Below are 21,336 nucleotides of genomic sequence, written 5' to 3'. Positions count from 1 at the left end.
TTTCAGCGTCTTTCTTGCCAGCTCTTTTGAAAAGTAGTATAATTATTGCATGCGCAATCATCTTGTGATGCAGAGACTGTCCGTTAATGGACATTCTTCTATCTTATAACTCTAAAAAGAAAGGAGATACTATGACCTATTTAGAAAAATGGTTTGACTTCAATCGGCGTCAGAAAGAAATTGAAAACCTCTTGGAAGAGACTATTGCCCAGCAGAGCGAGCAAAGTCTGACCTTGAAAGAATTCTACCTCCTCTACTATCTGGACTTGGCTCAAGAAAAATCTCTACGCCAGATTGACCTGCCAGATAAGCTTCATCTGAGCCCGAGCGCTGTTTCTCGGATGGTGGCTCGCTTAGAAGCCAAAAATTGTGGTCTGCTTAGTCGCAGGTGTTGTGATCAAGATCGACGCTCTAGCTTTATCTGCCTGACAAGTGATGGGCAAAAGACACTGGCCACTCTACAAAAGGCTGTCGAAGCAAGCTTGGAAACTGGTTTAGATTTCTTGATTTAAGATGATTTTAGAAAAAAGTTGCGTGCGCAATCATTTTTCTTGACATTCTCTTTTACAAGGAGTAAAATAAAATCATCATTAAACAAAGGAGTTTTAAACATGATTGAAATTACCTATCTAGATGCCAGCAAGAACGAAAGAACTGTAACTTTCGAATCTTATGAAGACTTTGATCGTTCACAACAAGCTTGCCTTATCGGCGTCGCAGACTACTACCCTGTCCAAAAATTAACTTACAATGGTCATGATTTGGACTACCATGGGACTTATGGAGATATCTTCTTCTATCTCAAGAAACAAGATTTAAGCCAATATAACTAAAAAAGGAGAAATACAATGGCAAAAGCAATTACAGATGCAACATTCGAACAAGAAACAAAAGACGGTTTGGTCTTGGTAGACTTTTGGGCAACTTGGTGTGGTCCATGTCGTATGCAAGGTCCAATCTTGGATAAATTGTCTGAAGAACTTTCAGAAGATGTCTTGAAAATCGTTAAAATGGACGTGGATGAAAATCCAAACACAGCTCGTGCCTTTGGAATCATGTCTATCCCAACTCTTCTCTTCAAAAAAGACGGCCAAGTGGTGAAACAAGTTGCTGGTGTTCACACAGCTGAACAAATCAAAGCCATCGTTGCTGAATTGAGCTAATCATACTAGAGACCAAGTACTTGCTTTGGTCTCTTTTTTCTTGTCCTTTGCCATTTTTCAAAAAATATGCTAGACTGTAGGTATAATATTACGATGTTTGGGACATGCCATCGCTAAAAAAAACCTCTACTTGGTATTTTTTAGCTCCCTCATGGGAGCTTTTTGCGTGCTCTGAACATTTCCCATTTTGGAAGGAGTACTATGAAACGTCAATCAGCCTTGGTCGTCTTTAGTGGCGGTCAAGATTCCACAACCTGCCTCTTTTGGGCCAAAGAACACTATGAAACAGTCGAAGCTGTCACCTTTGCCTATGGCCAACGCCATCATCTCGAAATTCAAGTTGCCCAAGAAATCGCTAAGGAACAAGGCATTCGTCATCACATCCTAGATATGTCTCTGCTGGGGCAAATCACTGAAAATGCCCTGACCTCTGATATGGAGATTGAGCAAAAAGAGGGAGAAGTGCCCAATACCTTCGTTGACGGTCGCAACCACCTCTTTCTATCCTTTGCGGCAGTTCTTGCTAAGCAACGAGGCATTAAAGACATCGTAACAGGTGTTTGCGAGACAGACTTCTCAGGCTACCCTGATTGTCGAGATGTCTTTGTCAAATCCCTTAATGTTACCCTCAACCTGGCCATGGATTACGACTTTGTTATCCAAACACCTCTCATGTGGCTAGACAAGGCTGAAACTTGGGAATTAGCCGACCAACTCGGTGCCTTTGACTATGTTCGTGAAAAGACCTTAACCTGCTACAACGGGATTATCGGAAGTGGCTGTGGAGATTGTCCCGCCTGCCACCTACGTCAACATGGGTTAGATGTTTATCTCTCACAGAAAGGAGAGGACTAATGTTTTTTGCACCCAAAGAAATCAAACAGGAAACCGGGGAGTCTCTTGTCTACAATCCACACAGAACCTTGGTATCAAAAGAGTTTACCTTCGATGCTGCCCACCACCTCTTTCACTATGAGGGAAAATGCAAATCCCTTCATGGTCACACCTATCATCTGCAGATTGCTGTCAGTGGATTTTTAGATGAACGTGGCATGACCTACGATTTCGGAGACATCAAAGCAATCTACAAGAACTACTTAGAACCCCACTTGGATCATCGCTATCTCAATGAAACCCTGCCTTATATGAACACGACTGCTGAAAATATGGTTTACTGGATTTTCCAAACCATGAATCAAGAGTTGCCCGACGAACGTGGTCTCCGTTTGGAATACGTTCGCCTCTATGAGACTCCGACTGCTTTTGCGGAGTTTAGACGGGAGTGGTTAGATGACTAGGGAACGTGTCCTCAAACTACCAGTTCTGGAAATTTTTGGTCCTACCTTTCAAGGTGAAGGTCGTGCTATCGGGCAGAAAACCATGTTTGTCCGCACTGCTGGTTGTGACTACCACTGCGACTGGTGCGACTCTGCCTTTACTTGGGATGGTTCTGAAAAACCAACTCGCATGACAGCTGACGAAGTCATTGCTGCCTTGGATAAATTGGGGAGCTACGACTATGTCACCCTATCTGGGGGAAATCCTGCTATCCTAGCAGCCAACATGGCCGAATTGGTCACCAAGCTCAAGGAACGTGGTGTCACTCTAGCTGTTGAGACCCAAGGCTCCCGCTGGCAAAATTGGTTAAAAGATATCGACCAGGTCACTCTCAGTCCCAAACCTCCTTCATCCAAGATGGAAGTCAACTTCGAGACCTTGGACTTTATCGTTTCCCAACTGGACCCAGAGAAGGTCACCTTTAAAATCCCTGTCTTTGATGATGCAGATTTGGCCTTTGCTAAAGGGATTCAAGAACGCTACCAACCAGATGTTCTCTTCTTATCGGCAGGAAATCCTGAGCCCAAGGCTACAGGCAATATTGTCCAAGACCAACTGGATCGCCTCAAAGAACTCTGGGAACGCGTCGCTGCTGACGATAGCTGGGGCAATGTCCGCGTCCTTCCTCAACTGCATACCCTTCTCTACGATAACCAACGCGGTGTTTAATACTCTTCGAAAATCAAATTCAAACCACGTCAACGTCGCCTTGCCGTACTCAAGTACAGCCTGCGGCTAGCTTCCTAGTTTGCTCTTTGATTTTCATTGAGTATAAAATTAGAAAGAAAAAAATCATGTCACAACAAGAAGAAATGAAAAACCTAAGCCTCCTCGGCAACAAAGAAACCAACTACATTTTCGACTATCAACCAGAAGTTCTCGAATCCTTTGACAACCGTCATGTGGAAAATGACTATTTCATCAAATTCAACTGTCCTGAATTTACCTCACTGTGTCCAATCACTGCTCAGCCAGACTTTGCGACCATTTATATTTCCTACATTCCTGACAAGCTCTGTGTAGAGTCAAAATCCCTCAAACTCTACCTCTTTAGCTACCGAAACCACGGAGATTTCCACGAAAACTGTATCAACACCATCGGGAAAGACTTGGTCAACTTGCTAGACCCTCGCTATTTAGAAGTCTGGGGAAAATTCACTCCACGCGGTGGCATTTCAATCGATCCCTACTACAACTACGGTAAGCCTGGAACTAAGTATGAAGGATTGGCAGAACAACGCCTCTTCCAACACGACCTCTATCCAGAGAAAATTGACAACCGTTAATACTCTTCGAAAATCTCTTCAAACCGCGTCAACGTCGCCTTGCCGTACTCAAGTACAGCCTGCGGCTAGTTTCCTAGTTTGCCCTTTGATTTTCATTGAGTATAAACAGATAAGAAAAAGCCCTGTTCCTCAAATCGAGGAGCAAGGCTTTTTGAGTTTCAATTATTCTTCTGTTCCAAGGAAGTTTTTAGCAACAAGGGCTGCAAGAATCCCACCAACGATTGGAGCAAGGATGAAAATCCATACTTGTTGAAGGGCTGAGCCACCTACCAAGACAGCTGGTGCCAAGCTACGAGCTGGGTTTACTGAAAGTCCAGTAATGTTCAATCCCACAAGGATCATGGCCATCAAGGACAAACCGATTACCAAACCAGCAATCGCTCCATTGCCCTTGCTTTCTGAAGTCACGGTCATGATAACCAAGACAAACAAGAAGGTTGCGATTGTTTCAAACAAGAAACCACCAAAGACAGTGACACCGTTTGCCAAGGCATTTTCACCAAGACTAGTAGTTGACATCCCTGAGTTCGCCAAGAGGAAGAATAGCGCAGCTGATGCAAGGAAAGCTCCAACTACTTGCCCAAGGATGTAGTTAACAAGCTCCGAAGATGACAAACGTTTGTTTACAAACATAGCGATCGAAACCGCTGGGTTCAAGTGAGCACCTGAAACAGTTCCGATTGAGTAAGCAGCAACCACGATTGCCAGACCAAAGGCAAAGGCGATTCCAAGGTGACCTAAGCCATCAAGACCATTTCCAAAAACAACAGCTCCTGTCCCAATGAACACAAGCATGAAAGTACCGATTAATTCAGCAACAAATTTTTTCATTTTCTTTCTCCTTTTTTCAAAAACTAGATACTAGTCTATCAAAAGTAGGAAAGGGTTTCAAGAAAATTGATTGGAAATTTCAGGTTAAAATTCTGTAAAAACGGTAGTGTTTATTTGAAACATTTTTTTCAAAGGTGTATACTAATAGCGTAGTTTTGATAGGGGTTACAAAACCCATTATAAAAGCTCATTTGTAAACCTTTGCTGTTCTTTTATGAACGTTTGAATGGTATCGTGAATACCAAGGAGGAATCATATGTCTAAAGTTGCTATTGTCACAGGTGCAGGTCAAGGAATCGGTTTTGCAATCGCAAAACGATTGGTTCAAGATGGCTTTAAGGTAGGAGTCTTAGACTACAATCCTGAAACAGCTGAAAAAGCTGTTGCCGAATTATCAGCTGAAAATGCCTTTGCTGTCGTGGCCGATGTTTCGAAACAGGCCGAAGTTGCACAAGCATTTCAAAAAGTTGTTGACCATTTTGGTGATTTGAATGTTGTCGTAAATAACGCTGGTGTTGCTCCAACTACTCCTCTTGATACAATTACTGAGGAACAATTTACACGCACTTTCGGTATCAACGTTGGTGGTGTCATTTGGGGTTCACAAGCTGCACAAGCGCAATTTAAAGCACTTGGCCACGGAGGTAAAATTATCAACGCAACCTCTCAAGCCGGTGTAGTGGGCAATCCAAACTTGACTGTTTATGGTGGAACCAAATTTGCTGTTCGTGGAATTACGCAAACATTAGCACGTGATTTAGCAGGCTCAGGAATCACTGTTAACGCCTACGCACCAGGTATTGTGAAAACACCAATGATGTACGACATCGCTCATGAAGTTGGTAAAAATGCAGGAAAAGATGACGAATGGGGTATGCAGACATTTGCAAAAGATATTACCCTAAAACGTCTATCTGAACCAGAAGATGTGGCTGCTGCTGTCAGCTTCCTTGCAGGACCAGATTCAAACTACATTACAGGACAAACCATTATCGTTGATGGTGGTATGCAATTCCATTAAGATACACAAAAAGAGGTTGGAAAATGATTCAACCTCTTTTATTAGTTTTCATTATTAGTTAGGAGGATACAATAGAAACTCTTTCAAAAAGTAATATTAGCTAATCCCTAGTATTGAAAAGACTGGATAGCTTCTTTCAAGTCATCTTGTAAACTATTTCTCTGGTCAAGTTGGACATAAACTTCCAACAGACAGGATCTGAAGTTGGAAAATTTATAAAAATCTTCCCTTTCTTCTATCGGAAAGTCAACAGCTTTTATCCAAGAAGCTACTTGCTCTTGCTCCAACTTCCCTTGTAAAATAGGTTCATAGATCACTCTGGCTAAACGCCAATCCTCATCATCTGTATAGCGAATCGAATTTCTTTTAAATAGTTGGCCAAGTATATCAAATACTTCATGAACTCTGTTTTTAGGAAAGTCTGGATGACAAACCACCTCTGTCAGTAAATCGGCTCCATGTGCAAAAGCATGAACCCAACCATACTTACTTGAAAAACCCGTTGTATCCTTTTCTTTTGAAAGATAGTACAAACCTTGATTTAAAAGGACATTGCGAATTTCTGCTTTTAATCCCTGATAAAAAACCGATTGCTGGTTGGCGTCCGCCGACAAGAGATTTGCATAAATAAGCGCCCTAAAAGAACGTTCGAGTGTTGGCAGGCCTATCTTATCAATCTCTTTGTCTAGTCCTCCATCAGCTGAGACCACATCAGCAATGAAATGAAATTGTTCCTGTGTAAATAGCTCTTCCTGAATCCCTCTAGCAAAGCTTGTAAAAACAAGGTCATCACGAATTTCTGGAGAAGGATCTCCCAAATGATCAAGCAACCACTGGATTTCTTCCTCATGATAACTTGGTCTTTCTTCAGATATTTTTCTGAGTAACTCTTGATACATGGTCAATACCTCTACATTTCTAGCAACTTGATATAATCTAGACCCCATTTCTCGACAGCATCTAAAACAACTCTGAATTCCTGCCCCATTTCAGTTAAGCTGTACTCAACTCGTGGTGGAACTTCGGCATAGACCTTTCGTTGAACAATCTTATCCTTTTCTAATTGACGGAGATGACGGGTCAAAATAGTTTGAGTAATCCCAGGCAATAATCTCTGCAATTCTTTAAATCGTTTGGTACCCGTACTCAACTGATAAATGATTACCAGTGCCCATTTCCCCGTTAAAACCCTCTGCGTTGTTGCAAATGGACAAATACCATACTCACTCACTTTATTTGTCATAAAATATCTTCTTTCTATTTTTTAAAAAAAAATTTATCTTTTAGTATCAATAAAAGTACCACTTTTGATACTAGCTATCAAAAAAGTGTCTACTTGTTTTTTTGTTTGTAACTGTTACAATTATATCATAAAAAAGAAATGGAGAATAGATATGTCAACAAACTTAGAAATTTTCAATGCTTATAACCAAGCTTTAATTGCTGGTGACTTTCCTGGTGTCTTTGAAACGATGGCAGACGATATTGTCTGGCATCAACCTGGTAATCATAGTATATCTGGTACAGTTGTTGGTAAGGACAAGCTAGGAACTCACCTGGCTACATTTGCTGAGAAAACTAATGGAACCTTTAAGGTGGTAACAAATTGGGTTTCTGACAATAAGGATTTAATCGCAGCCAATGTTACTTTTCTTGGAACACGTGCTGATGGTACTGAACTCAATATGAACGGGATTGACCTCTTCCGCATTGAAGACGGAAAAATCAAAGAAGTTTGGCTCTTCTCTTCAGATCAAGCTGAAGAAGATAGCTTTTGGGGATAATTAAAGAGGCCAGAACAAAAAATTTTGATTTTAGGAATTCTTTATTCTAAATTTTTAAATCAATAGATTAGATAAAAAAGCGAACAAGACAGAATTCTGAGTGTCAGATAACTCGTTTTGTTCGCTTTTTTTATTTAAGGTTAGACTTTTGTCCCAGACTCTTTTAATTTACTCTCCCAACTGGGCACTGTAGGCGATAATCTGGTCAACTGTGTCAGACAAGAACTGAATAGTATCACGGAGTGGTTTGTCTGTAGCGATATCTGCTCCGATAATCATAGCTGACTCAAGCGGTGTCTTGCTACCACCTGATTTGAGGAGATTGAGCCAATCTTCAGCTCCAGTTTCTGAATGTTTCAGATGAAGGTAACCCGCAGTCGAGATAACAAGACCAGCAGAGTAAGTATAGCTATACAAGCCCATGTAGTAGTGAGCTTGGCGCATCCAAGTCAGAGCTGCATCATCATCAATCTCAATGGCATCTCCCCAGAAATCGGTCAAAACTTCCTTCATAATGCTGTTGAGTTTACTTGCTCCAAAGGTCTCCCCTTCTTCAATCAATGTATACACCTTACGCTGGAAGGCTGCTTCCAAGAGGTGGGTAATAAAGTTATGGAAGTAGGTGTCTGTCAAGCGGTGAGCCAGAGCAAAGCGTTTTTGACGAGGGTCGTCAGATTGGTGCTCCAAGTAATCACTGAGAAGCAATTCATTGAAAGTTGACGGCGCTTCAACATAGTAGGTCGACATATGAGCATTGAAGTAACTTTGATGATTATCTGAAAAGATGAATTGACCAGAATGCCCGATTTCATGAATCAAGGTATAGACATCGCTCAAACGACCTGTCCAGCTCATGAGGACATAAGGGTGTACGCGATATGGATCCGCCGCATAACCTCCAGAATCCTTGCCACTATTGGCAGCAAAGTCCACCCAGCGCTCTTCTTGATAGCGAGCAACTTCCTGACAATATTCTTGTCCCAAAGGTTCTACCGACTTCATGATCAAATCATAGGCGTCGTCAATAGTCACTTGAGGATTGAGGGCGCTGTCCAAATCCAATTTCCAGTCTGCAAAAGTCATCTTTTCAAGACCATTTACCTTGGCAACATGCTTGAGGTATCTCTGGGCAACGGGCGCAAAATCCTTCATGATGAGGTCAATCTGACGATCAAACATAGCACGGTCCACTTCTTGCTCAGCCAGAAGGTAATCAAAGACAGAGTCGTAACCCTTCATATCTGCCAATAGTTTTTCAGACTTGACTTGGGCTAGATAGGCTGCTGCAGCCGTATTTTGGTGCTTACGAAGTCCTTCTGAGAAGGAACGGAATGATTTCTCACGGACCTCAGCGTCCTCATGGTTTTGGTAGAAATTCTCATAGGTCACAAAGCTGTTTTTGTAGATCTTGCCATGGGCCTCAAAGTCAGCCATTTCAAAATCCCCAGCTCGCATCTTAGTGTAAATATCCTGCGGACTGTAAAAAACTTCACCGAGATTGGTTAAGGCCTTCTCCACATCAGCCCCTAGATAGTGGGCTTTTTTGATTTTGGCCTGACGAATGGCCGCTGTCAAATGAGGTAATTCACCCAAACGGTCCAAGACTTCCTCATCAGCTTCCACCAAGGCATCATCAAAGAAGGTCAAGGCTACACTGGCATCTGTTTCGAATTCCATCCCAGCTTGGGCAATGTTGGCAAATTCGTCATTGCTATAGTCTGTCGTCTGAGGCATAAAGCCATAGTTTCCAATATGGCTCATCTGAATGTAGATTTGTTCCAATTCCGCAAAGGCCTTCTCGAAATCCTCAAAAGTATGAAGATTGCCCTTGTAATCACGACTAAATTGGTTGATGTCTTCGCGAGCCTTCTCGATCGCACGTAAGAAATCCTCACGGTCTTGGTATAGGGCTGTTAAATCCCAAAGTTCCTTCTCTGGAAATTCTGAACGGTGTTTTTGTTCCATTTTCTTCCTCTTATTTCTCTAATTCTAATAAAACACTAAGGGCCGATAAGGCGTAAAGTGGGGCTGTTTCTGCTCGCAAAATACGAGGACCAAGTCCTGCCAAGACTGCTCCTTTAGCTTCAAAACTCTCGATTTCTGCAGGTGAGAGACCACCTTCTGGGCCAAAGATAAAGAGCAATTTGGCTCCTGTTTCAAGACCAGCAACTGCTTGCAAGAGAGCAGCGGCTTCTCCCTCTTTAGCTGATTCTTCATAAGCTACTACGATAGAGTCAAACTGGTCCAGCTGAGCTAGAAAATCTGCTTTCTTCTCAAAAAGTTTGATACTTGGAACGATATTACGTTTGCTTTGTTCGGCTGCTCCAAGGGCAATTTTTTCTAGTTTTTCGACTTTCTTGCCCAATTTCTTACCATCCCACTTGGCAACTGACCAGTCAGCAGGAAAGGCCCAGATTTGGCTGGCACCCAGTTCCGTTACTTTTTGAGTGATAAACTCCAGCTTGTCTCCCTTGGGAAAGCCTGATGCGATGGTCACTTGGACTGGTAGTTCCACATTGTCATCTAGTTCTTCTACCAACTCAAACTGACGATTTTCCATATCCAGCACACGCGCCAAGCGCTTAATTCCATCATCAAAGACCAAAGTAACCTCATCCTCTTCTTTCAAGCGCATAACCTGAAACATATGCTTGCTGGTTTCCTTGTCCTCGATGGTGACAGGAGAGATAGCACTGCCTTTGACAAAATACTGTTGCATGCTAGCCTCCAATCACACCTGAAATATCCTTGGTTTTCTTAAAGACACAGGCATTCCATTCCCCTTGAATCATGTGGGTTTCGAGGAAAAATCCTGCTGACTCAGCCGACTCGCGCACCATGTCCCACTTGTCCTTGATAATGCCACTCATGATGAGGTAGCCTTCGTCCTTGACCAAGCAATAAGCATCCTCTGTCAGATGAATGAGAATATCCGCTAAGATATTAGCCACAATCACATCTGCCTCAATTTCCACACCCTTAAGCAAATCTCCTGCTGCTACATGGATATTTTCCATGCCAGGGTTGAGTTCAATATTTTCCTGAGCAACACGAACCGCTACATCATCCAGGTCATAGGCGAAAATTTCCTTGGCACCCAAAAGAGAGCTAGCAATAGAAAGGACGCCTGATCCAGTCCCCACATCTAGCACCGTTTCGCCACCACGAAGGACCTGCTCCAAGGCAAAGAGGCTCATCTTAGTGGTTGGATGGGTCCCCGTACCAAAAGCCATACCTGGATCCAGCTTGATAATCTTTTCCCCAGCAGTCGCCTCATAGTCCGTCCAAGAGGGAACGATGGTCAAATCATGAGTGATACGAGCTGGTTCATAGTATTTCTTCCAGTTGTCTGCCCAGTCTTCCTCAGCCAAGGCAGTCGTACCCATTTTTACCTCTCCCAAATCCATAAAATCAGTTAGTTCCGCGAGACGGGCCTGCAAGTCTGCCTCAACCGTTGCTATATCAACCGTATCAGGGTAATAGGCTGTCACTACGATTTCTTCTTGCTGCTCAACCTCTGGGAAAATCTCGCCGAAACGATCCACATTTCCCACATAGTCCATGCTGTCTTCAATCGCAACACCTTGCGCTCCCAGCTCAATCAAGAGATTAGAGACTAGCTCCTCTCCCTCACGCTTAACTGTAACTTTTAACTCTTGCCATGTTTCCATATTTAAGATACCAAGCCCGTAAAACACAAAACCAAAATAGGAAATTCTCTGAAGACGCTTGTGTCTAAGAGAAGCTTATCTTTTTGGCAGAGTGTTTAGGGCGGGTTCAGTTTAGAAATTTAACTGAACCATCCTTTCTAATCACTTACTTTTAAATAATCTTTTAATCTCTCCTGCAACTGAGGTACAACTTGACTGGAACTAAGAAATTCCTCAACATTCATGAGCTGATAGCCCTGTCCTTCATCTCCAAATACGATACTGTCAAACTGGTTCTGTGTTAACTGACCAACTAGAAAAACGGACTGTTTGTCTGTAAAAAGCATACTTGGATAAACCTTACTCCAAAGCAGACAATCCTCAGTCAAATGAATGCCCAGTTCCTCAAAAACTTCACGCTCCACGCACTCAAAAGGACTTTCATCCCCTTCGCGTCCCCCACCGGGCAGTTCCCACATATTGGGCCAGGGAATACTTGCCTTATCATCGCGTAAGATGGTCAAGAGCTTATCCCCACAAAACAAAGCAATCTTACAACCTGTGAAATCAGAAATCTCTATTTCCATATTAGACTCCTTCGGTTAATTCCTTTTCCAGCTCGGCTAACCAGTTTTCATAATAGCGTTTCTCGTCCCTCAACATTCGACTACTATCCATTTTCTGCTTAGCAATCTTCATAGCCTTGTGAGTTTGAACTACATCTTTCCTTACCTTAAATTGATACCAAGATTGAATGACCTGCATATCTGCTGTTTTTATAGATAAAAAGGATTTGACCCCTCGAATACTTGCATATTCTTCCGCTTTCTTATTATCTCCTTCTATCAGAGCAATTTGAAGAAGGTATAATTGAGAAATAGTTTTAGACATTGGATTGTCTGTTTTCTCTAACACAGACTGAAACTGTTGCTTTGCAAGCTCTATATTATCATCCAATATGAATACCAATCCCTGAAGAGTCTGAACACTTTCTGCAAAACTCCCTCTCGCCTCCTCATCAACAGGTATGATAAAGTCTTTTAAATCATATTCTTGAGGAGCTAGCAAGGTCTGGGCAGAATGCCTCAACATCAGGTAGGCGCATTTCGTATTTTCAGGGTGTTGTAGCAATTCCCAAATTTTTGCGCCATCGGTGATGCCGACTGGCAAAATGTTATTTAGGAAGAAAGACAAATTAAGAAAAATCCAAGTGCCTGCAAAATACCAGTTTGTTGTCAAAAAACCAAAAAGTGTTGCTAATAATATCAAGCAAAGGTGAACTATCAAGCCTCCTGAAAGCATCAAGATGATTCTTTGATCACTTTCATTCTCTTTTAAACCAATATACTGAGCACCAACATTTTTTATAACTGCTGTTCGACTAAGATGAAGCCTTCCTGACTTTTTGGTTAAAAGAAAGTTCCCTAATCCAAAAGCCACCAGCCGATAGCCTGTCAAGTAGCCACAAAAAGCATGTCCCAGCTCATGAAGAATAAAGATTAAATATATACTTAGAAGAGCGAAGGCATAACCAAAAGTAAAGACTAAAACTGTGGAATATCCCAACTCTGCAAATGCGATTGTTCCACAAGCAAAAGCCAGCATAATAAAGACAACAGCTAGCACATAAACCAAATAAATCCCAATTTTCTTCATAAAATCTCCAACCAACTCCTAGTATCTCGGATAAGGATAAAATTCTCCTTCTTCCAAGCCAACTTTTCCTTCTTCAAAGACTTCTTGGTTCCATTCCATGACAAATTCTTCGGCTTCTGGGTCTTCCAAAAAGTCCATAAGGGCATCTAGCCCAACCTCAGCAGTATCTTTAAGGAATAGCGCAAAATAAGCTAAAAATTCGCGGGAAAATCCTTTTTTAGGTAGGTAAGGAATGACCGTCAAATAGTCTTCCTCATTGACGGTTGATTTGGCAGGATTGTAAAAAAGCACTGCTTCTTCAAAGAGAATATCATCCGATGAAACCTCTCCATCTTCATCCACCATCTCCACACCTGTAGCATTTTGTGCCTCCAATAGAAAACTCACTTCAACCGCGTGGTTGCGCTTGTCCCAACTAATCTCAAAGTCAAAGGGAAAATTCTTCTCCAACTCTTCCTCTAAAACATCTAAAAATCCATATGTTGCCATTTTGTCCTCTTTCTATGCGACTCTTTAATCGCCCCGATTACTCGGAAATGTGCTAAAATAGATACTACCATCTTACCACATATACATCAGAAAATCCACGTTAGAAAGGACTGCTATGCCAGACAATCTCGCGCTTCGCATGCGCCCTAAAACCATCGACCAGGTCATCGGTCAGGAACATCTGGTCGGACCTGGAAAAATCATCCGCCGCATGGTGGAAGCCAACCGCCTGTCTTCCATGATTCTTTATGGACCTCCAGGAATCGGCAAGACCAGTATTGCCTCTGCCATCGCAGGGACGACCAAGTATGCCTTTCGAACTTTCAATGCGACAGTAGATAGTAAAAAAAGACTCCAAGAAATTGCGGAAGAGGCTAAATTTTCAGGTGGCCTCGTCCTATTACTAGACGAAATCCATCGTCTTGACAAAACCAAGCAAGACTTTCTCTTGCCTCTCTTGGAAAGTGGACTGGTCATCATGATTGGGGCTACGACTGAAAATCCTTTCTTTTCTGTCACTCCTGCCATTCGTAGTCGTGTTCAAATTTTTGAGTTGGAACCTCTGTCTAACCAAGACGTCAAAGAGGCTCTTCAGATAGCTCTAAGTAACCCTGAACGTGGTTTTGATTTTCCAGTAGAACTAGATGAAGATGCGCTGGATTTCATTGCTACCTCTACAAACGGAGACCTTCGCTCTGCCTTCAACTCACTGGATTTGGCAGTTCTATCTACCCCTGAGAATGACGAGGGCATCCGCCATATCACCCTAGACATAATGGAAAATAGTCTTCAGAGAAGCTACATTACCATGGACAAGGATGGAGACGGTCACTATGATGTTCTATCTGCCCTGCAAAAGTCTATCCGTGGCTCAGATGTTGATGCCAGTCTTCACTATGCTGCCCGCTTGATTGAGGCTGGTGATTTGCCAAGTCTCGCTCGTCGTTTGACTGTTATCGCTTATGAAGATATCGGTTTGGCCAATCCTGAAGCCCAGATTCACACCGTGACTGCTCTTGATGCTGCCCAGAAGATTGGTTTCCCAGAAGCCCGCATTCTCATTGCCAATGTCGTCATTGATTTGGCCCTTTCTCCAAAATCCAACTCAGCCTATGTAGCTATGGATAAGGCACTTGCTGACCTCAAAACATCAGGGCACTTGCCTATTCCGCGACACCTGCGTGATGGGCACTACAGTGGAAGCAAGGAACTGGGGAATGCCCAAGACTATCTCTATCCACACAACTATCCTGGAAATTGGGTCAAGCAAGACTATCTACCAGAAAAAATTCGTAATCATCACTATTTCCAAGCAGAAGATACTGGTAAATATGAACGGGCTTTGGCTCAAAGAAAGGAAGCTATCGACCGTTTGCGAAAAATCTGAAATCCTTTTCAAAAAATTGCACTTTCCTCTTGATTTTTTTTGAAAAAGTGGTATTATATAAACATAGAAACGCTGTGGTGTACGACTTCACACTTAAGTGTTGACCGACTATTTTTTGTATTATTAGGGAAACAAAAGTCTTCTAACAGCATGTAGGCCGTCTCACACGGAAACAGCTTCAGTTAGAGCGAGTTGCCCACCTGCTTAATTGCGCGGGTTCAATACAAACCGTGAAGTTTCGGCACCAATACAGCTTTTTTCTTTGCCTCCTTAGCTCAGCTGGCAGAGCAGCGGACTCTTAATCCGTGGGTCACAGGTTCGATCCCTGTAGGGGGCATCTAAATACAACAGGAAAAAGCCTTGTAAATCAAGGCTTTTTTTGCTTGTCTATAACTGATTTACCCCATCATTTGTCCCACATTTTAAATCTATCTTTTCTTTTTGAATCAAATTACATCTTTACAAATAGTGTAAAGCCAGTTACTTTTGCTTTGATTCCATACAATATTTTCATGTAGAGAAGACAAATTTTATCTTCTCTTTTTATTTTCAAAATAATAAAAACTGATTTTCTTTTCATAAATCAGACTGAAACTTCCAAATTTTCCATTTTGTTTATTGACATTTCCTCTAAAAAGGTGTATAATATTTTTATTATCAAACTATACTATATAGGGGGTATTGAAATGAAATTTTCTAATCGTTTACTGCTATTCCTTGCAGGAGTTGTTTTTGTCCTTTTAGGACTTTTCCTATTTACAAACCCAGTAGCTAATCTTGTTGCTTACAGCTGGTGGATTGCATTTGGTTTACTGGTTTCTTCTATAGCAGCTATTTTAGGCTATTTCTCTGTACCAAAAGAGCTTCGCTCACCAGCTCATCTTTTCCAAGGGATTGTTAATCTTCTCTTAGCTCTTTACCTCGTTGCCTATGGCTTTGTGACGCTGCCAGTTGTCATTCCAACTATTTTAGGAATTTGGTTAATTGTAGAAGCCATTATAGCTTTCTTTAAAGGCAATCGTCTGGGATTGATTTTCCCTATTATTGGCAACCATATCATGTGGATAGCGTTGCTTGCATTTTTACTAGGTCTAGTGATTTTGTTCAATCCAGTAGCTACAAGTGTCTTTGTCGTTTATGTAGTTGCCTTTGCATTTTTAATTGTTGGTTTCACCTATATCCTTGATGCCTTTCGTAAATAATCTAGCTGCCATTTTGGGCATATTAAAAAAGCTGGGAAGTTACATTCTCAGCTTTTTCTGTTGCCTCCTTAGCTCAGTTGGTAGAGCAGTAGACTCTTAAGCTATGGGGCGCAGGTTCGAGCCCTGCAGGGGGCACATCTAAATCAACAGAAATAAGCCTTGAAACCAAGGCTTTTTTTAACGTCTAATAGCTTTTTGTAGAAAAGTATTTAAAAATAAAAGAGAAGAGAATCTCTCACTCTCTTCTCAGTATATCTTATTAAATTTAGTTTTTCTTAATCTAGCTGATTTTCCTTTGCAACGACAAATTCCTTAACCAATCGATAGATAACAGCAAATATCGGTGTAAAGAATATCATCCCAAGTAAGCCAAAGAGATTGCCTCCAATACTAGCAGCCGCAAGCGTGAAAATAGCTGGCAAACCAATAGACTGACCTACAACTCTAGGATAAATAAGGTTTCCTTCAATCAGCTGTATAACTTGATATAGAAGAAGAGAAAGTAAGGCTTGAGTAGGACTCACTGTGAAGATAAAAATCGCTCCCACAACACAAGCAATCATAGGCCCTACATAAGGAATGAACGATAGCACTCCTGCAAAGATACCTGTCATTACTCCATAGGGTATCCCAAACACGCTGTAACCAACCGCTATCATAACTCCTATGATAACTGCTTCAATCAGCTGACTCATCAAAAATTGGTCATAAGTCTCTAGTGCTACTTGTCCAATGTAAGTCAACTTTATCACCACCTTCTCTGGAAGAAAAACTTTTAGAAGTCGACTCGTCATCGCTGCCAAATGTTCCTTACTGGATAAAAATAAAAAGGTGAAGACTATAATCAAAAAGGCATTCATCAAACTTGAAAAAATATTGCCGATATTACTAGTCAGACCTGATAAAAAACCTATCAAAGCTTGGCTAATAGAGCTAGACTGTCCCTGAATTCCTGATACGATAGTTGACAACATGTCTTTGGTTACAAATTCCGAGCTGCCTAGCAATTTCCCAAGTTGAGTAAGGACTGTTGAAAGGACTGTTCCCAGCTGACTAATAGTCTGAGCTAGGGTTGGCAGCACCAAAACCAAAAGAGCAATCACGATTAAGATAAGAGCTAGGAAAACAAGTACCATGGCAATCGGACGACGCAACTCTGCCTTTACCTTCAATTTAACTAAGTACTGTTCAATTTTTTTCATAGGAACATTAAGCACAAAAGCAATAACAGCACCATAAATCAAGGTTGATATTACATCAAAGAGAGAGATTGCTCCTGATATAAAGCTCGATGCATTCAGAATTACAAGAGCAACCAGCCCTATAAAAAGGATTAACGGAGTATATTTTTTAACTAAGTTCATAAATTCTCCTTAATAAACATGTTTAGATACGACTATACTATTTGGTTTTTCAAACTCTCGATTAAGGTAGGCTTGGTAAGTTCCTGGAGCGATAAATCCTTTGGGTGAGAGGATATCGGTGCCAGCCTGACCGACTATGGTATCAGCCAAGAGCACACAGTTTGTAGATAAGACAAAGTAGGATTTAAACTTAGATTTGATAAATTTATAAAGTTCCCCATCTGTCTCATGTCTGATTTTATAAGCGTAGGTGTAGTCTTCCTTACCATCACCTGTCATGATTTTATCTGCACTTGGCTCCCATGGAATCGTCAGTTGTTTCAATTCAGCCAACTTTTTCTGAACTGCTTTTTCCATTTCAGGCGTCAAATCTATCCCATAACCAAAAAGCGTTTTTTGACTCTCACGTTTACATAGGTCAATGTACTTGTCACGATCACAGAAATATAAGACACCATCTCCTACCATGCCAAATAAGGTCTCAGAAGACGGATCATAGTTGCCATAAGAAATAACACGGCCTTGATAGCAGATATCCACATGACCAATAGCTGAAAACAGGGAGGTCTCAGCTGTATGAACAAAAATTTCTAGCTCTGCTGTCTTACCAGACTTCACTATTCCAAGATGGATATCTTCTTCCTCATCAGCATTTTCCAGCATAAATTTGTTAACTTTTGCTAAAGTTCTTGCAGGGATGAGAGCGGCTAGGACAATAGGTAAGCTAATTCTAATACGACGTTTGAGATGGTTTTTCCCAATTTCCCCCTCAAACAAGAAACCATCACGGATATTGGACACACCATAAAGGAAAAAATAAGCCCCTAATACAAAGAGTTGAAAGACAGAATTTCCTGTAGAGGACAAAAGACTAGTCCCACCAAGAAAAACTAGTACGAGTCCATCTAGTAAGAGACGAAAACGAGGTCGAATTTTGTTTTTGCGGTAGAGAACATAGGTGACAAGGTTAATACTAGCATGAAAAATCTGATAAACTCCAATCACAAGAGCCAAAATATAAATCGGCACATCCGTCGCAAGATTGGAGCCAAGCAAATATCCCAGCACTAACAATTTAACCAGTGCAACTCCCAAGGTGTCCGTTGACTGACTTTTTTTGAAAATACGTAATACTAAATCTAAGACCGTTGCTATCCAAGCTAAAAACAGAACCAGTCGAATAACCTTTACTGGCAACCAAGTCCCCGTGACCATCAAGATGAGACCTAGCAGAACAAACAAGAACCCCTGAGCAAGTAATTTCTTACCTGTCAGACCTAAAGATAGAATTTTCGCCATATAAAAACCTTTCAACAATAAAAATTAAACACTCCGATTAAACTGACTAGTAAATAGCCAACACTACAAACAGCCTGTGCCAGCAACATATGGTGACTAGAAATGACTGTAGTAATGTCACCATCTTGTCTTATGCACTTCTAAAATTTGTTATATTGATTAGAAACCAGAGCTTATAAAAACTAGCTAAACTCGAGAGATAGACACAATTGCGACGAAAAAATGTATAACCAATTCAACTTGTTAAGGTAAGAAAGCATTATTTCCAATCTATTAATTATTCATCTATTACCTATTATGACACAATATTCCCTATAGTTCAACTTTTTACTTGTTTTTATATTACACGGACTAAAAAGTTTTCAACAGTTGATTGCATTTGTTTTAATAAGTTTTAACCTTTCTTGGTTAGATAAAAAAAGAACCATACAGTTTAGAATCTGTATGGTTTTTGCCCCACTTTTGTCCCATTTTTAAATCATGACATTGAAAATACCTAAAATCACTTATATTTCAATATTTTTAATTGCTCTCAATATGAAAGTCCTTTCCAAATCCCTGTAGGGGGCATCTAAATACAACAGGAAAAAGCCTTGATTTACTAGGCTTTTTTGCTTGTCTATAACTGATTTGCCCCACATTTTTTATGAGCAATCTTTCCAGACATCTCTAATTTGATTAAATTCTTCAAAAATTTTCTCTTTACCGCTAAAGGTAAATCCAGATGGTCCTTTTCTGTATGTAAATATTTCTCTTCTGTCATCTGTTGTTCTTTAGATGAAAATAACTCGACATGTTGTGTAAAATCATCTATTAGAATTTTGTCAGCAATTGCCATTTGGATGCTCTGCTGAATTCCAGTATTCAATCTACCAAGAAAATTTCTACTAACTGTTTGTTCATACTTATTCATAATTCTTTGGTATTCATCCGCACGAATTTGAGTGACTTTTACTTGACATAATGATTTCCTCTTTATTTCATTTGATTTATAAGACTATAATACAAAACAGAAACCGACAAGTAAATGACAAAAGAAGTCAAGGTTTTGACAATTCGCGCCACATGGAGTTATTTAAGCATCTCCTTTTCTCTCATTACCATTTTCTGTTATAATAAATTGTACTTCTAAAATAGAAAGGTCTTAAGATGACAACTCTTATTAAACATAAACGTGTAGAATTTTCAGAACTTTTTTATGACTTAGTTTTTGTTTTTGCAATTTCAAAAGTAACTACTTTAATTGACCATCTTCATAACGGTATTTTGACTTGGAATTCTTTCCTTGATTTTCTCATTGCTACTTTGGTTCTCATCGATTCCTGGATGATTCAAACCGATTATACCAATCGCTATGGAAAGAACTCTTTATTTAACATGCTAATCATGTTTATCAAAATGGGACTTTTACTCTTTATAGCCAATATGATTGGACCTGATTGGCAACAATATTTTCATTATGTCTGTTGGGCTATTGGTACATTAACCCTTACCTTATTTTTTCAATATTTGGTTGAGTTTTTTAAAAAATCAACCGATAATGTTCATAGGGAAAGTATCAAAGGTTTTCTATGGATAACAGGTCTACGAAGTTTAGAAATCTATCTAGCAGCTCTTCTTCCTATTTACATTGGAGTCTATATCCTTTATGCTAGTATTCTGCTAACATTTATTACGCCAATTACCTCGATTAGTAAAAATAAGCATTACCAGGTAAATCTCCCCCATTTAATCGAGCGCATCTCCCTTCTTGTCATTATTACGTTTGGAGAGATGATTATGGAGCTAGCTAACTTCTTTACAATCGAGAATTTCTCGATTTATTCGGTTCTTTATTTCATTATTATGGTTTCTCTGTTCTTGTTTTATTTTGGTCAATTCGACCATGCTATTGATGAAAAATCTAATCAAAAGGGACTATTTCTAATTTACAGTCACTATCCTATTTTCATTGGACTTATGATGATGACTGTATCGATGAGTTTTCTTCAGAATCCTGAAGCTAATCGTCTCTTTGCAACCAGCTTCTCTTATATCGGATTTGGCCTCTTTCAAGCTGCTGTCCTAGTAAATGGGCCCTATAACAAACACTATCTTCGCTATTCGAAAAGTTACTACTGTGTCCAAGCGACACTCTATCTGGCTGCCTTTATTCTCTCTTTAATCTTTGCTTCTAATCCTATAATAGTAGTGAGTATAACAACCATTTTAGCTCTAGCTATAGCCATTCATTTTATTTATTTTTATATGACACAGAATAAAAAATATTCCAAATCTAACTGGGAGTTATTTTAATGAGTTTATAACATTAAAAAGCTTTGGGAACCAAGGCTTTTTTGCTTTCTATCTAAACTTTTTCATAAGGTATTTTCGTACAGGTGCTTCAATGGTTTTAACGATTTCAAAACCTTCTTTTTGATAGAGGTGCTTGGCTGCTTGATTTGACTCGAAGACATTTAGAGAAATACTATCTATGTCTCCATTTTCAAAAGCCAAACTAACAAATTTCCTTAATGCCTGGCTACCTAAGCCCTGCCCCTGTTTCTGGGGATTGATAAAAAATCTCCCGATATGAAGATTACTCTCTTCTAGTCTGATTTTCTGGATAAGGCCGACAAATTCTTGTCCATCAAAGATAGAAAAAACTCCTCCCAAATCTTGCAAGATTTGAATTGTTAAGGGAAAAGGAATCATTGTCCCCATCCATTGTTCTTGAAAAGCTTTGCCAAGGGAGTTGGACCATTGGCATACGAGCTGAGCATTTTCTGTACTCACCTTTTCTTCAAAACGAATCGTCATCTTGACCTCACTATCTTATCTATGTTTCCCCATTATACTACTTTTCCTATTTTTTACGAATAGATAG

At 40.4% G+C, this 21,336-nt stretch carries 24 protein-coding genes, 2 tRNA genes and 1 pseudogene; 14 read left to right on the top strand and 13 right to left on the bottom strand.

Going from position 1 to position 21,336, the window contains the following annotated elements; all coding sequences use genetic code 11:
• The first annotated feature begins 131 nt into the window (after window positions 1-131).
• The 7 genes from M1G05_RS00395 to queF all read left to right on the top strand — a co-directional run bounded on the left by M1G05_RS00395 (window position 132) and on the right by queF (window position 3,787).
• A complete protein-coding gene (locus M1G05_RS00395; protein WP_247952680.1) occupies window positions 132-512 on the top strand; it encodes a MarR family winged helix-turn-helix transcriptional regulator in 381 nt (126 codons plus the stop codon).
• 99 nt (window positions 513-611) lie between these two features.
• Window positions 612-833: a DUF4649 family protein gene (locus M1G05_RS00390; protein ID WP_000570255.1), complete on the top strand. Its 222-nt coding sequence runs from the start codon at window positions 612-614 to the stop codon at window positions 831-833.
• 15 nt (window positions 834-848) lie between these two features.
• The gene (gene trxA / locus M1G05_RS00385) at window positions 849-1,163 is read left to right on the top strand and encodes a thioredoxin (RefSeq protein WP_001029581.1); all 315 of its coding nucleotides are present in this window, start codon (window positions 849-851) and stop codon (window positions 1,161-1,163) included.
• Between the two features lie 201 nt (window positions 1,164-1,364).
• On the top strand, window positions 1,365-2,018 hold the full coding sequence (gene queC, locus M1G05_RS00380) for a 7-cyano-7-deazaguanine synthase QueC (RefSeq protein ID WP_247952679.1): 654 nt from the start codon (window positions 1,365-1,367) through the stop codon (window positions 2,016-2,018).
• Window positions 2,018-2,461, top strand: a complete 444-nt coding sequence (queD, locus tag M1G05_RS00375) for a 6-carboxytetrahydropterin synthase QueD (protein ID WP_000464573.1) — start codon at window positions 2,018-2,020, stop codon at window positions 2,459-2,461. Before queC ends, queD begins: the two co-directional genes overlap by 1 nt.
• A complete protein-coding gene (gene queE, locus M1G05_RS00370; RefSeq protein ID WP_247952678.1) occupies window positions 2,454-3,170 on the top strand; it encodes a 7-carboxy-7-deazaguanine synthase QueE in 717 nt (238 codons plus the stop codon). The genes queD and queE overlap by 8 nt, the downstream gene beginning before the upstream one ends.
• Before the next feature lie 125 nt (window positions 3,171-3,295).
• Window positions 3,296-3,787, top strand: a complete 492-nt coding sequence (gene queF / locus M1G05_RS00365; RefSeq protein ID WP_000082579.1) for a preQ(1) synthase — start codon at window positions 3,296-3,298, stop codon at window positions 3,785-3,787.
• 162 nt (window positions 3,788-3,949) lie between these two features.
• Here queF and M1G05_RS00360 read toward each other — a convergent pair whose 3' ends face one another.
• Window positions 3,950-4,618 (bottom strand): MIP/aquaporin family protein, encoded by a 669-nt coding sequence (locus M1G05_RS00360; protein ID WP_000714814.1) that lies wholly within the window; start codon window positions 4,616-4,618, stop codon window positions 3,950-3,952.
• 256 nt (window positions 4,619-4,874) lie between these two features.
• On the opposite strand from M1G05_RS00360, the gene M1G05_RS00355 reads away from it, so the two are divergent.
• The gene (locus M1G05_RS00355) at window positions 4,875-5,639 is read left to right on the top strand and encodes a (S)-acetoin forming diacetyl reductase (RefSeq protein WP_049499276.1); all 765 of its coding nucleotides are present in this window, start codon (window positions 4,875-4,877) and stop codon (window positions 5,637-5,639) included.
• A gap of 107 nt (window positions 5,640-5,746) precedes the next feature.
• On the opposite strand, the gene M1G05_RS00350 is transcribed toward M1G05_RS00355, so the two are convergent.
• Both M1G05_RS00350 and M1G05_RS00345 read right to left on the bottom strand, forming a co-directional pair.
• Window positions 5,747-6,538 carry a DUF2785 domain-containing protein gene (locus tag M1G05_RS00350; protein ID WP_247953309.1) on the bottom strand — a complete coding sequence of 264 codons (792 nt, stop codon included), beginning with the start codon at window positions 6,536-6,538 and terminating at the stop codon, window positions 5,747-5,749.
• Window positions 6,539-6,549: 11 nt separating this feature from the next.
• A complete protein-coding gene (locus tag M1G05_RS00345) occupies window positions 6,550-6,882 on the bottom strand; it encodes a winged helix-turn-helix transcriptional regulator (RefSeq protein WP_000182730.1) in 333 nt (110 codons plus the stop codon).
• Window positions 6,883-7,033: 151 nt separating this feature from the next.
• Here M1G05_RS00345 and M1G05_RS00340 point away from each other — a divergent pair, with 151 nt between their 5' ends.
• Complete coding sequence (locus M1G05_RS00340; RefSeq protein ID WP_143952430.1) at window positions 7,034-7,423, top strand: nuclear transport factor 2 family protein; 390 nt, start codon at window positions 7,034-7,036, stop codon at window positions 7,421-7,423.
• A 168-nt stretch (window positions 7,424-7,591) separates the two neighbouring features.
• Here M1G05_RS00340 and pepF read toward each other — a convergent pair whose 3' ends face one another.
• The 6 genes from pepF to M1G05_RS00310 form a co-directional block, all read right to left on the bottom strand.
• On the bottom strand, window positions 7,592-9,388 hold the full coding sequence (gene pepF / locus M1G05_RS00335) for an oligoendopeptidase F (RefSeq protein WP_247952677.1): 1,797 nt from the start codon (window positions 9,386-9,388) through the stop codon (window positions 7,592-7,594).
• Between the two features lie 10 nt (window positions 9,389-9,398).
• Complete coding sequence (locus M1G05_RS00330) at window positions 9,399-10,142, bottom strand: 16S rRNA (uracil(1498)-N(3))-methyltransferase (RefSeq protein ID WP_247952676.1); 744 nt, start codon at window positions 10,140-10,142, stop codon at window positions 9,399-9,401.
• Window position 10,143: 1 nt separating this feature from the next.
• Complete coding sequence (gene prmA, locus M1G05_RS00325) at window positions 10,144-11,094, bottom strand: 50S ribosomal protein L11 methyltransferase (RefSeq protein ID WP_247952675.1); 951 nt, start codon at window positions 11,092-11,094, stop codon at window positions 10,144-10,146.
• A gap of 137 nt (window positions 11,095-11,231) precedes the next feature.
• Window positions 11,232-11,660 carry an NUDIX hydrolase gene (locus tag M1G05_RS00320; protein WP_247952674.1) on the bottom strand — a complete coding sequence of 143 codons (429 nt, stop codon included), beginning with the start codon at window positions 11,658-11,660 and terminating at the stop codon, window positions 11,232-11,234.
• Window position 11,661: 1 nt separating this feature from the next.
• Window positions 11,662-12,729: a M50 family metallopeptidase gene (locus tag M1G05_RS00315; protein ID WP_247952673.1), complete on the bottom strand. Its 1,068-nt coding sequence runs from the start codon at window positions 12,727-12,729 to the stop codon at window positions 11,662-11,664.
• Window positions 12,730-12,747: 18 nt separating this feature from the next.
• Window positions 12,748-13,218, bottom strand: coding sequence for a DUF3013 family protein (locus M1G05_RS00310; protein WP_045592523.1), 471 nt, complete (start codon window positions 13,216-13,218; stop codon window positions 12,748-12,750).
• Window positions 13,219-13,333: 115 nt separating this feature from the next.
• Between M1G05_RS00310 and M1G05_RS00305 the strand changes: the two genes are divergently transcribed.
• The 4 genes from M1G05_RS00305 to M1G05_RS00290 all read left to right on the top strand — a co-directional run bounded on the left by M1G05_RS00305 (window position 13,334) and on the right by M1G05_RS00290 (window position 15,942).
• Window positions 13,334-14,605 carry a replication-associated recombination protein A gene (locus M1G05_RS00305; RefSeq protein ID WP_070482993.1) on the top strand — a complete coding sequence of 424 codons (1,272 nt, stop codon included), beginning with the start codon at window positions 13,334-13,336 and terminating at the stop codon, window positions 14,603-14,605.
• Between the two features lie 264 nt (window positions 14,606-14,869).
• Window positions 14,870-14,942: transfer RNA gene (locus M1G05_RS00300), tRNA-Lys, on the top strand.
• 349 nt (window positions 14,943-15,291) lie between these two features.
• Complete coding sequence (locus M1G05_RS00295; RefSeq protein ID WP_000672739.1) at window positions 15,292-15,807, top strand: DUF308 domain-containing protein; 516 nt, start codon at window positions 15,292-15,294, stop codon at window positions 15,805-15,807.
• A gap of 62 nt (window positions 15,808-15,869) precedes the next feature.
• Window positions 15,870-15,942: transfer RNA gene (locus M1G05_RS00290), tRNA-Lys, on the top strand.
• A gap of 140 nt (window positions 15,943-16,082) precedes the next feature.
• Here M1G05_RS00290 and M1G05_RS00285 read toward each other — a convergent pair.
• From M1G05_RS00285 to M1G05_RS00275, 3 genes and pseudogenes are all read right to left on the bottom strand, one after another.
• Window positions 16,083-17,171 carry an AI-2E family transporter gene (locus M1G05_RS00285; protein ID WP_004256071.1) on the bottom strand — a complete coding sequence of 363 codons (1,089 nt, stop codon included), beginning with the start codon at window positions 17,169-17,171 and terminating at the stop codon, window positions 16,083-16,085.
• Window positions 17,172-17,180: 9 nt separating this feature from the next.
• On the bottom strand, window positions 17,181-18,470 hold the full coding sequence (locus tag M1G05_RS00280) for a membrane protein (RefSeq protein ID WP_049516365.1): 1,290 nt from the start codon (window positions 18,468-18,470) through the stop codon (window positions 17,181-17,183).
• A gap of 691 nt (window positions 18,471-19,161) precedes the next feature.
• A pseudogene (locus M1G05_RS00275) lies at window positions 19,162-19,467 on the bottom strand (site-specific integrase); the annotation flags it as partial.
• A gap of 152 nt (window positions 19,468-19,619) precedes the next feature.
• Here M1G05_RS00275 and M1G05_RS00270 point away from each other — a divergent pair.
• Window positions 19,620-20,765 (top strand): low temperature requirement protein A, encoded by a 1,146-nt coding sequence (locus M1G05_RS00270; RefSeq protein WP_064276285.1) that lies wholly within the window; start codon window positions 19,620-19,622, stop codon window positions 20,763-20,765.
• 48 nt (window positions 20,766-20,813) lie between these two features.
• On the opposite strand, the gene M1G05_RS00265 is transcribed toward M1G05_RS00270, so the two are convergent.
• Window positions 20,814-21,269 carry a GNAT family N-acetyltransferase gene (locus tag M1G05_RS00265; protein WP_247952672.1) on the bottom strand — a complete coding sequence of 152 codons (456 nt, stop codon included), beginning with the start codon at window positions 21,267-21,269 and terminating at the stop codon, window positions 20,814-20,816.
• Between the last annotated feature and the right edge of the window lie 67 nt (window positions 21,270-21,336).

The organism is Streptococcus mitis, assembly GCF_023109515.1.
GTDB classification, from domain to species: domain Bacteria; phylum Bacillota; class Bacilli; order Lactobacillales; family Streptococcaceae; genus Streptococcus; species Streptococcus mitis_CS.
The sequence above is the reverse complement of the archived record's forward strand: the minus strand, read 5'-3'. Positions and strand labels throughout refer to the sequence as shown.

Excerpts from the sequence above, each read along its gene's own strand:
- M1G05_RS00395 (WP_247952680.1), top strand. The coding sequence starts at position 132 with ATGACCTATTTAGAAAAATGGTTTGACTTCAATCGGCGTCAGAAAGAA.
- M1G05_RS00390 (WP_000570255.1), top strand. The coding sequence starts at position 612 with ATGATTGAAATTACCTATCTAGATGCCAGCAAGAACGAAAGAACTGTA.
- trxA (WP_001029581.1), top strand. The coding sequence starts at position 849 with ATGGCAAAAGCAATTACAGATGCAACATTCGAACAAGAAACAAAAGAC.
- queC (WP_247952679.1), top strand. The coding sequence starts at position 1,365 with ATGAAACGTCAATCAGCCTTGGTCGTCTTTAGTGGCGGTCAAGATTCC.
- queD (WP_000464573.1), top strand. The coding sequence starts at position 2,018 with ATGTTTTTTGCACCCAAAGAAATCAAACAGGAAACCGGGGAGTCTCTT.
- queE (WP_247952678.1), top strand. The coding sequence starts at position 2,454 with ATGACTAGGGAACGTGTCCTCAAACTACCAGTTCTGGAAATTTTTGGT.
- queF (WP_000082579.1), top strand. The coding sequence starts at position 3,296 with ATGTCACAACAAGAAGAAATGAAAAACCTAAGCCTCCTCGGCAACAAA.
- M1G05_RS00360 (WP_000714814.1), bottom strand. The coding sequence starts at position 4,618 with ATGAAAAAATTTGTTGCTGAATTAATCGGTACTTTCATGCTTGTGTTC.
- M1G05_RS00355 (WP_049499276.1), top strand. The coding sequence starts at position 4,875 with ATGTCTAAAGTTGCTATTGTCACAGGTGCAGGTCAAGGAATCGGTTTT.
- M1G05_RS00350 (WP_247953309.1), bottom strand. The coding sequence starts at position 6,538 with ATGTATCAAGAGTTACTCAGAAAAATATCTGAAGAAAGACCAAGTTAT.
- M1G05_RS00345 (WP_000182730.1), bottom strand. The coding sequence starts at position 6,882 with ATGACAAATAAAGTGAGTGAGTATGGTATTTGTCCATTTGCAACAACG.
- M1G05_RS00340 (WP_143952430.1), top strand. The coding sequence starts at position 7,034 with ATGTCAACAAACTTAGAAATTTTCAATGCTTATAACCAAGCTTTAATT.
- pepF (WP_247952677.1), bottom strand. The coding sequence starts at position 9,388 with ATGGAACAAAAACACCGTTCAGAATTTCCAGAGAAGGAACTTTGGGAT.
- M1G05_RS00330 (WP_247952676.1), bottom strand. The coding sequence starts at position 10,142 with ATGCAACAGTATTTTGTCAAAGGCAGTGCTATCTCTCCTGTCACCATC.
- prmA (WP_247952675.1), bottom strand. The coding sequence starts at position 11,094 with ATGGAAACATGGCAAGAGTTAAAAGTTACAGTTAAGCGTGAGGGAGAG.
- M1G05_RS00320 (WP_247952674.1), bottom strand. The coding sequence starts at position 11,660 with ATGGAAATAGAGATTTCTGATTTCACAGGTTGTAAGATTGCTTTGTTT.
- M1G05_RS00315 (WP_247952673.1), bottom strand. The coding sequence starts at position 12,729 with ATGAAGAAAATTGGGATTTATTTGGTTTATGTGCTAGCTGTTGTCTTT.
- M1G05_RS00310 (WP_045592523.1), bottom strand. The coding sequence starts at position 13,218 with ATGGCAACATATGGATTTTTAGATGTTTTAGAGGAAGAGTTGGAGAAG.
- M1G05_RS00305 (WP_070482993.1), top strand. The coding sequence starts at position 13,334 with ATGCCAGACAATCTCGCGCTTCGCATGCGCCCTAAAACCATCGACCAG.
- M1G05_RS00295 (WP_000672739.1), top strand. The coding sequence starts at position 15,292 with ATGAAATTTTCTAATCGTTTACTGCTATTCCTTGCAGGAGTTGTTTTT.
- M1G05_RS00285 (WP_004256071.1), bottom strand. The coding sequence starts at position 17,171 with ATGAACTTAGTTAAAAAATATACTCCGTTAATCCTTTTTATAGGGCTG.
- M1G05_RS00280 (WP_049516365.1), bottom strand. The coding sequence starts at position 18,470 with ATGGCGAAAATTCTATCTTTAGGTCTGACAGGTAAGAAATTACTTGCT.
- M1G05_RS00270 (WP_064276285.1), top strand. The coding sequence starts at position 19,620 with ATGACAACTCTTATTAAACATAAACGTGTAGAATTTTCAGAACTTTTT.
- M1G05_RS00265 (WP_247952672.1), bottom strand. The coding sequence starts at position 21,269 with ATGACGATTCGTTTTGAAGAAAAGGTGAGTACAGAAAATGCTCAGCTC.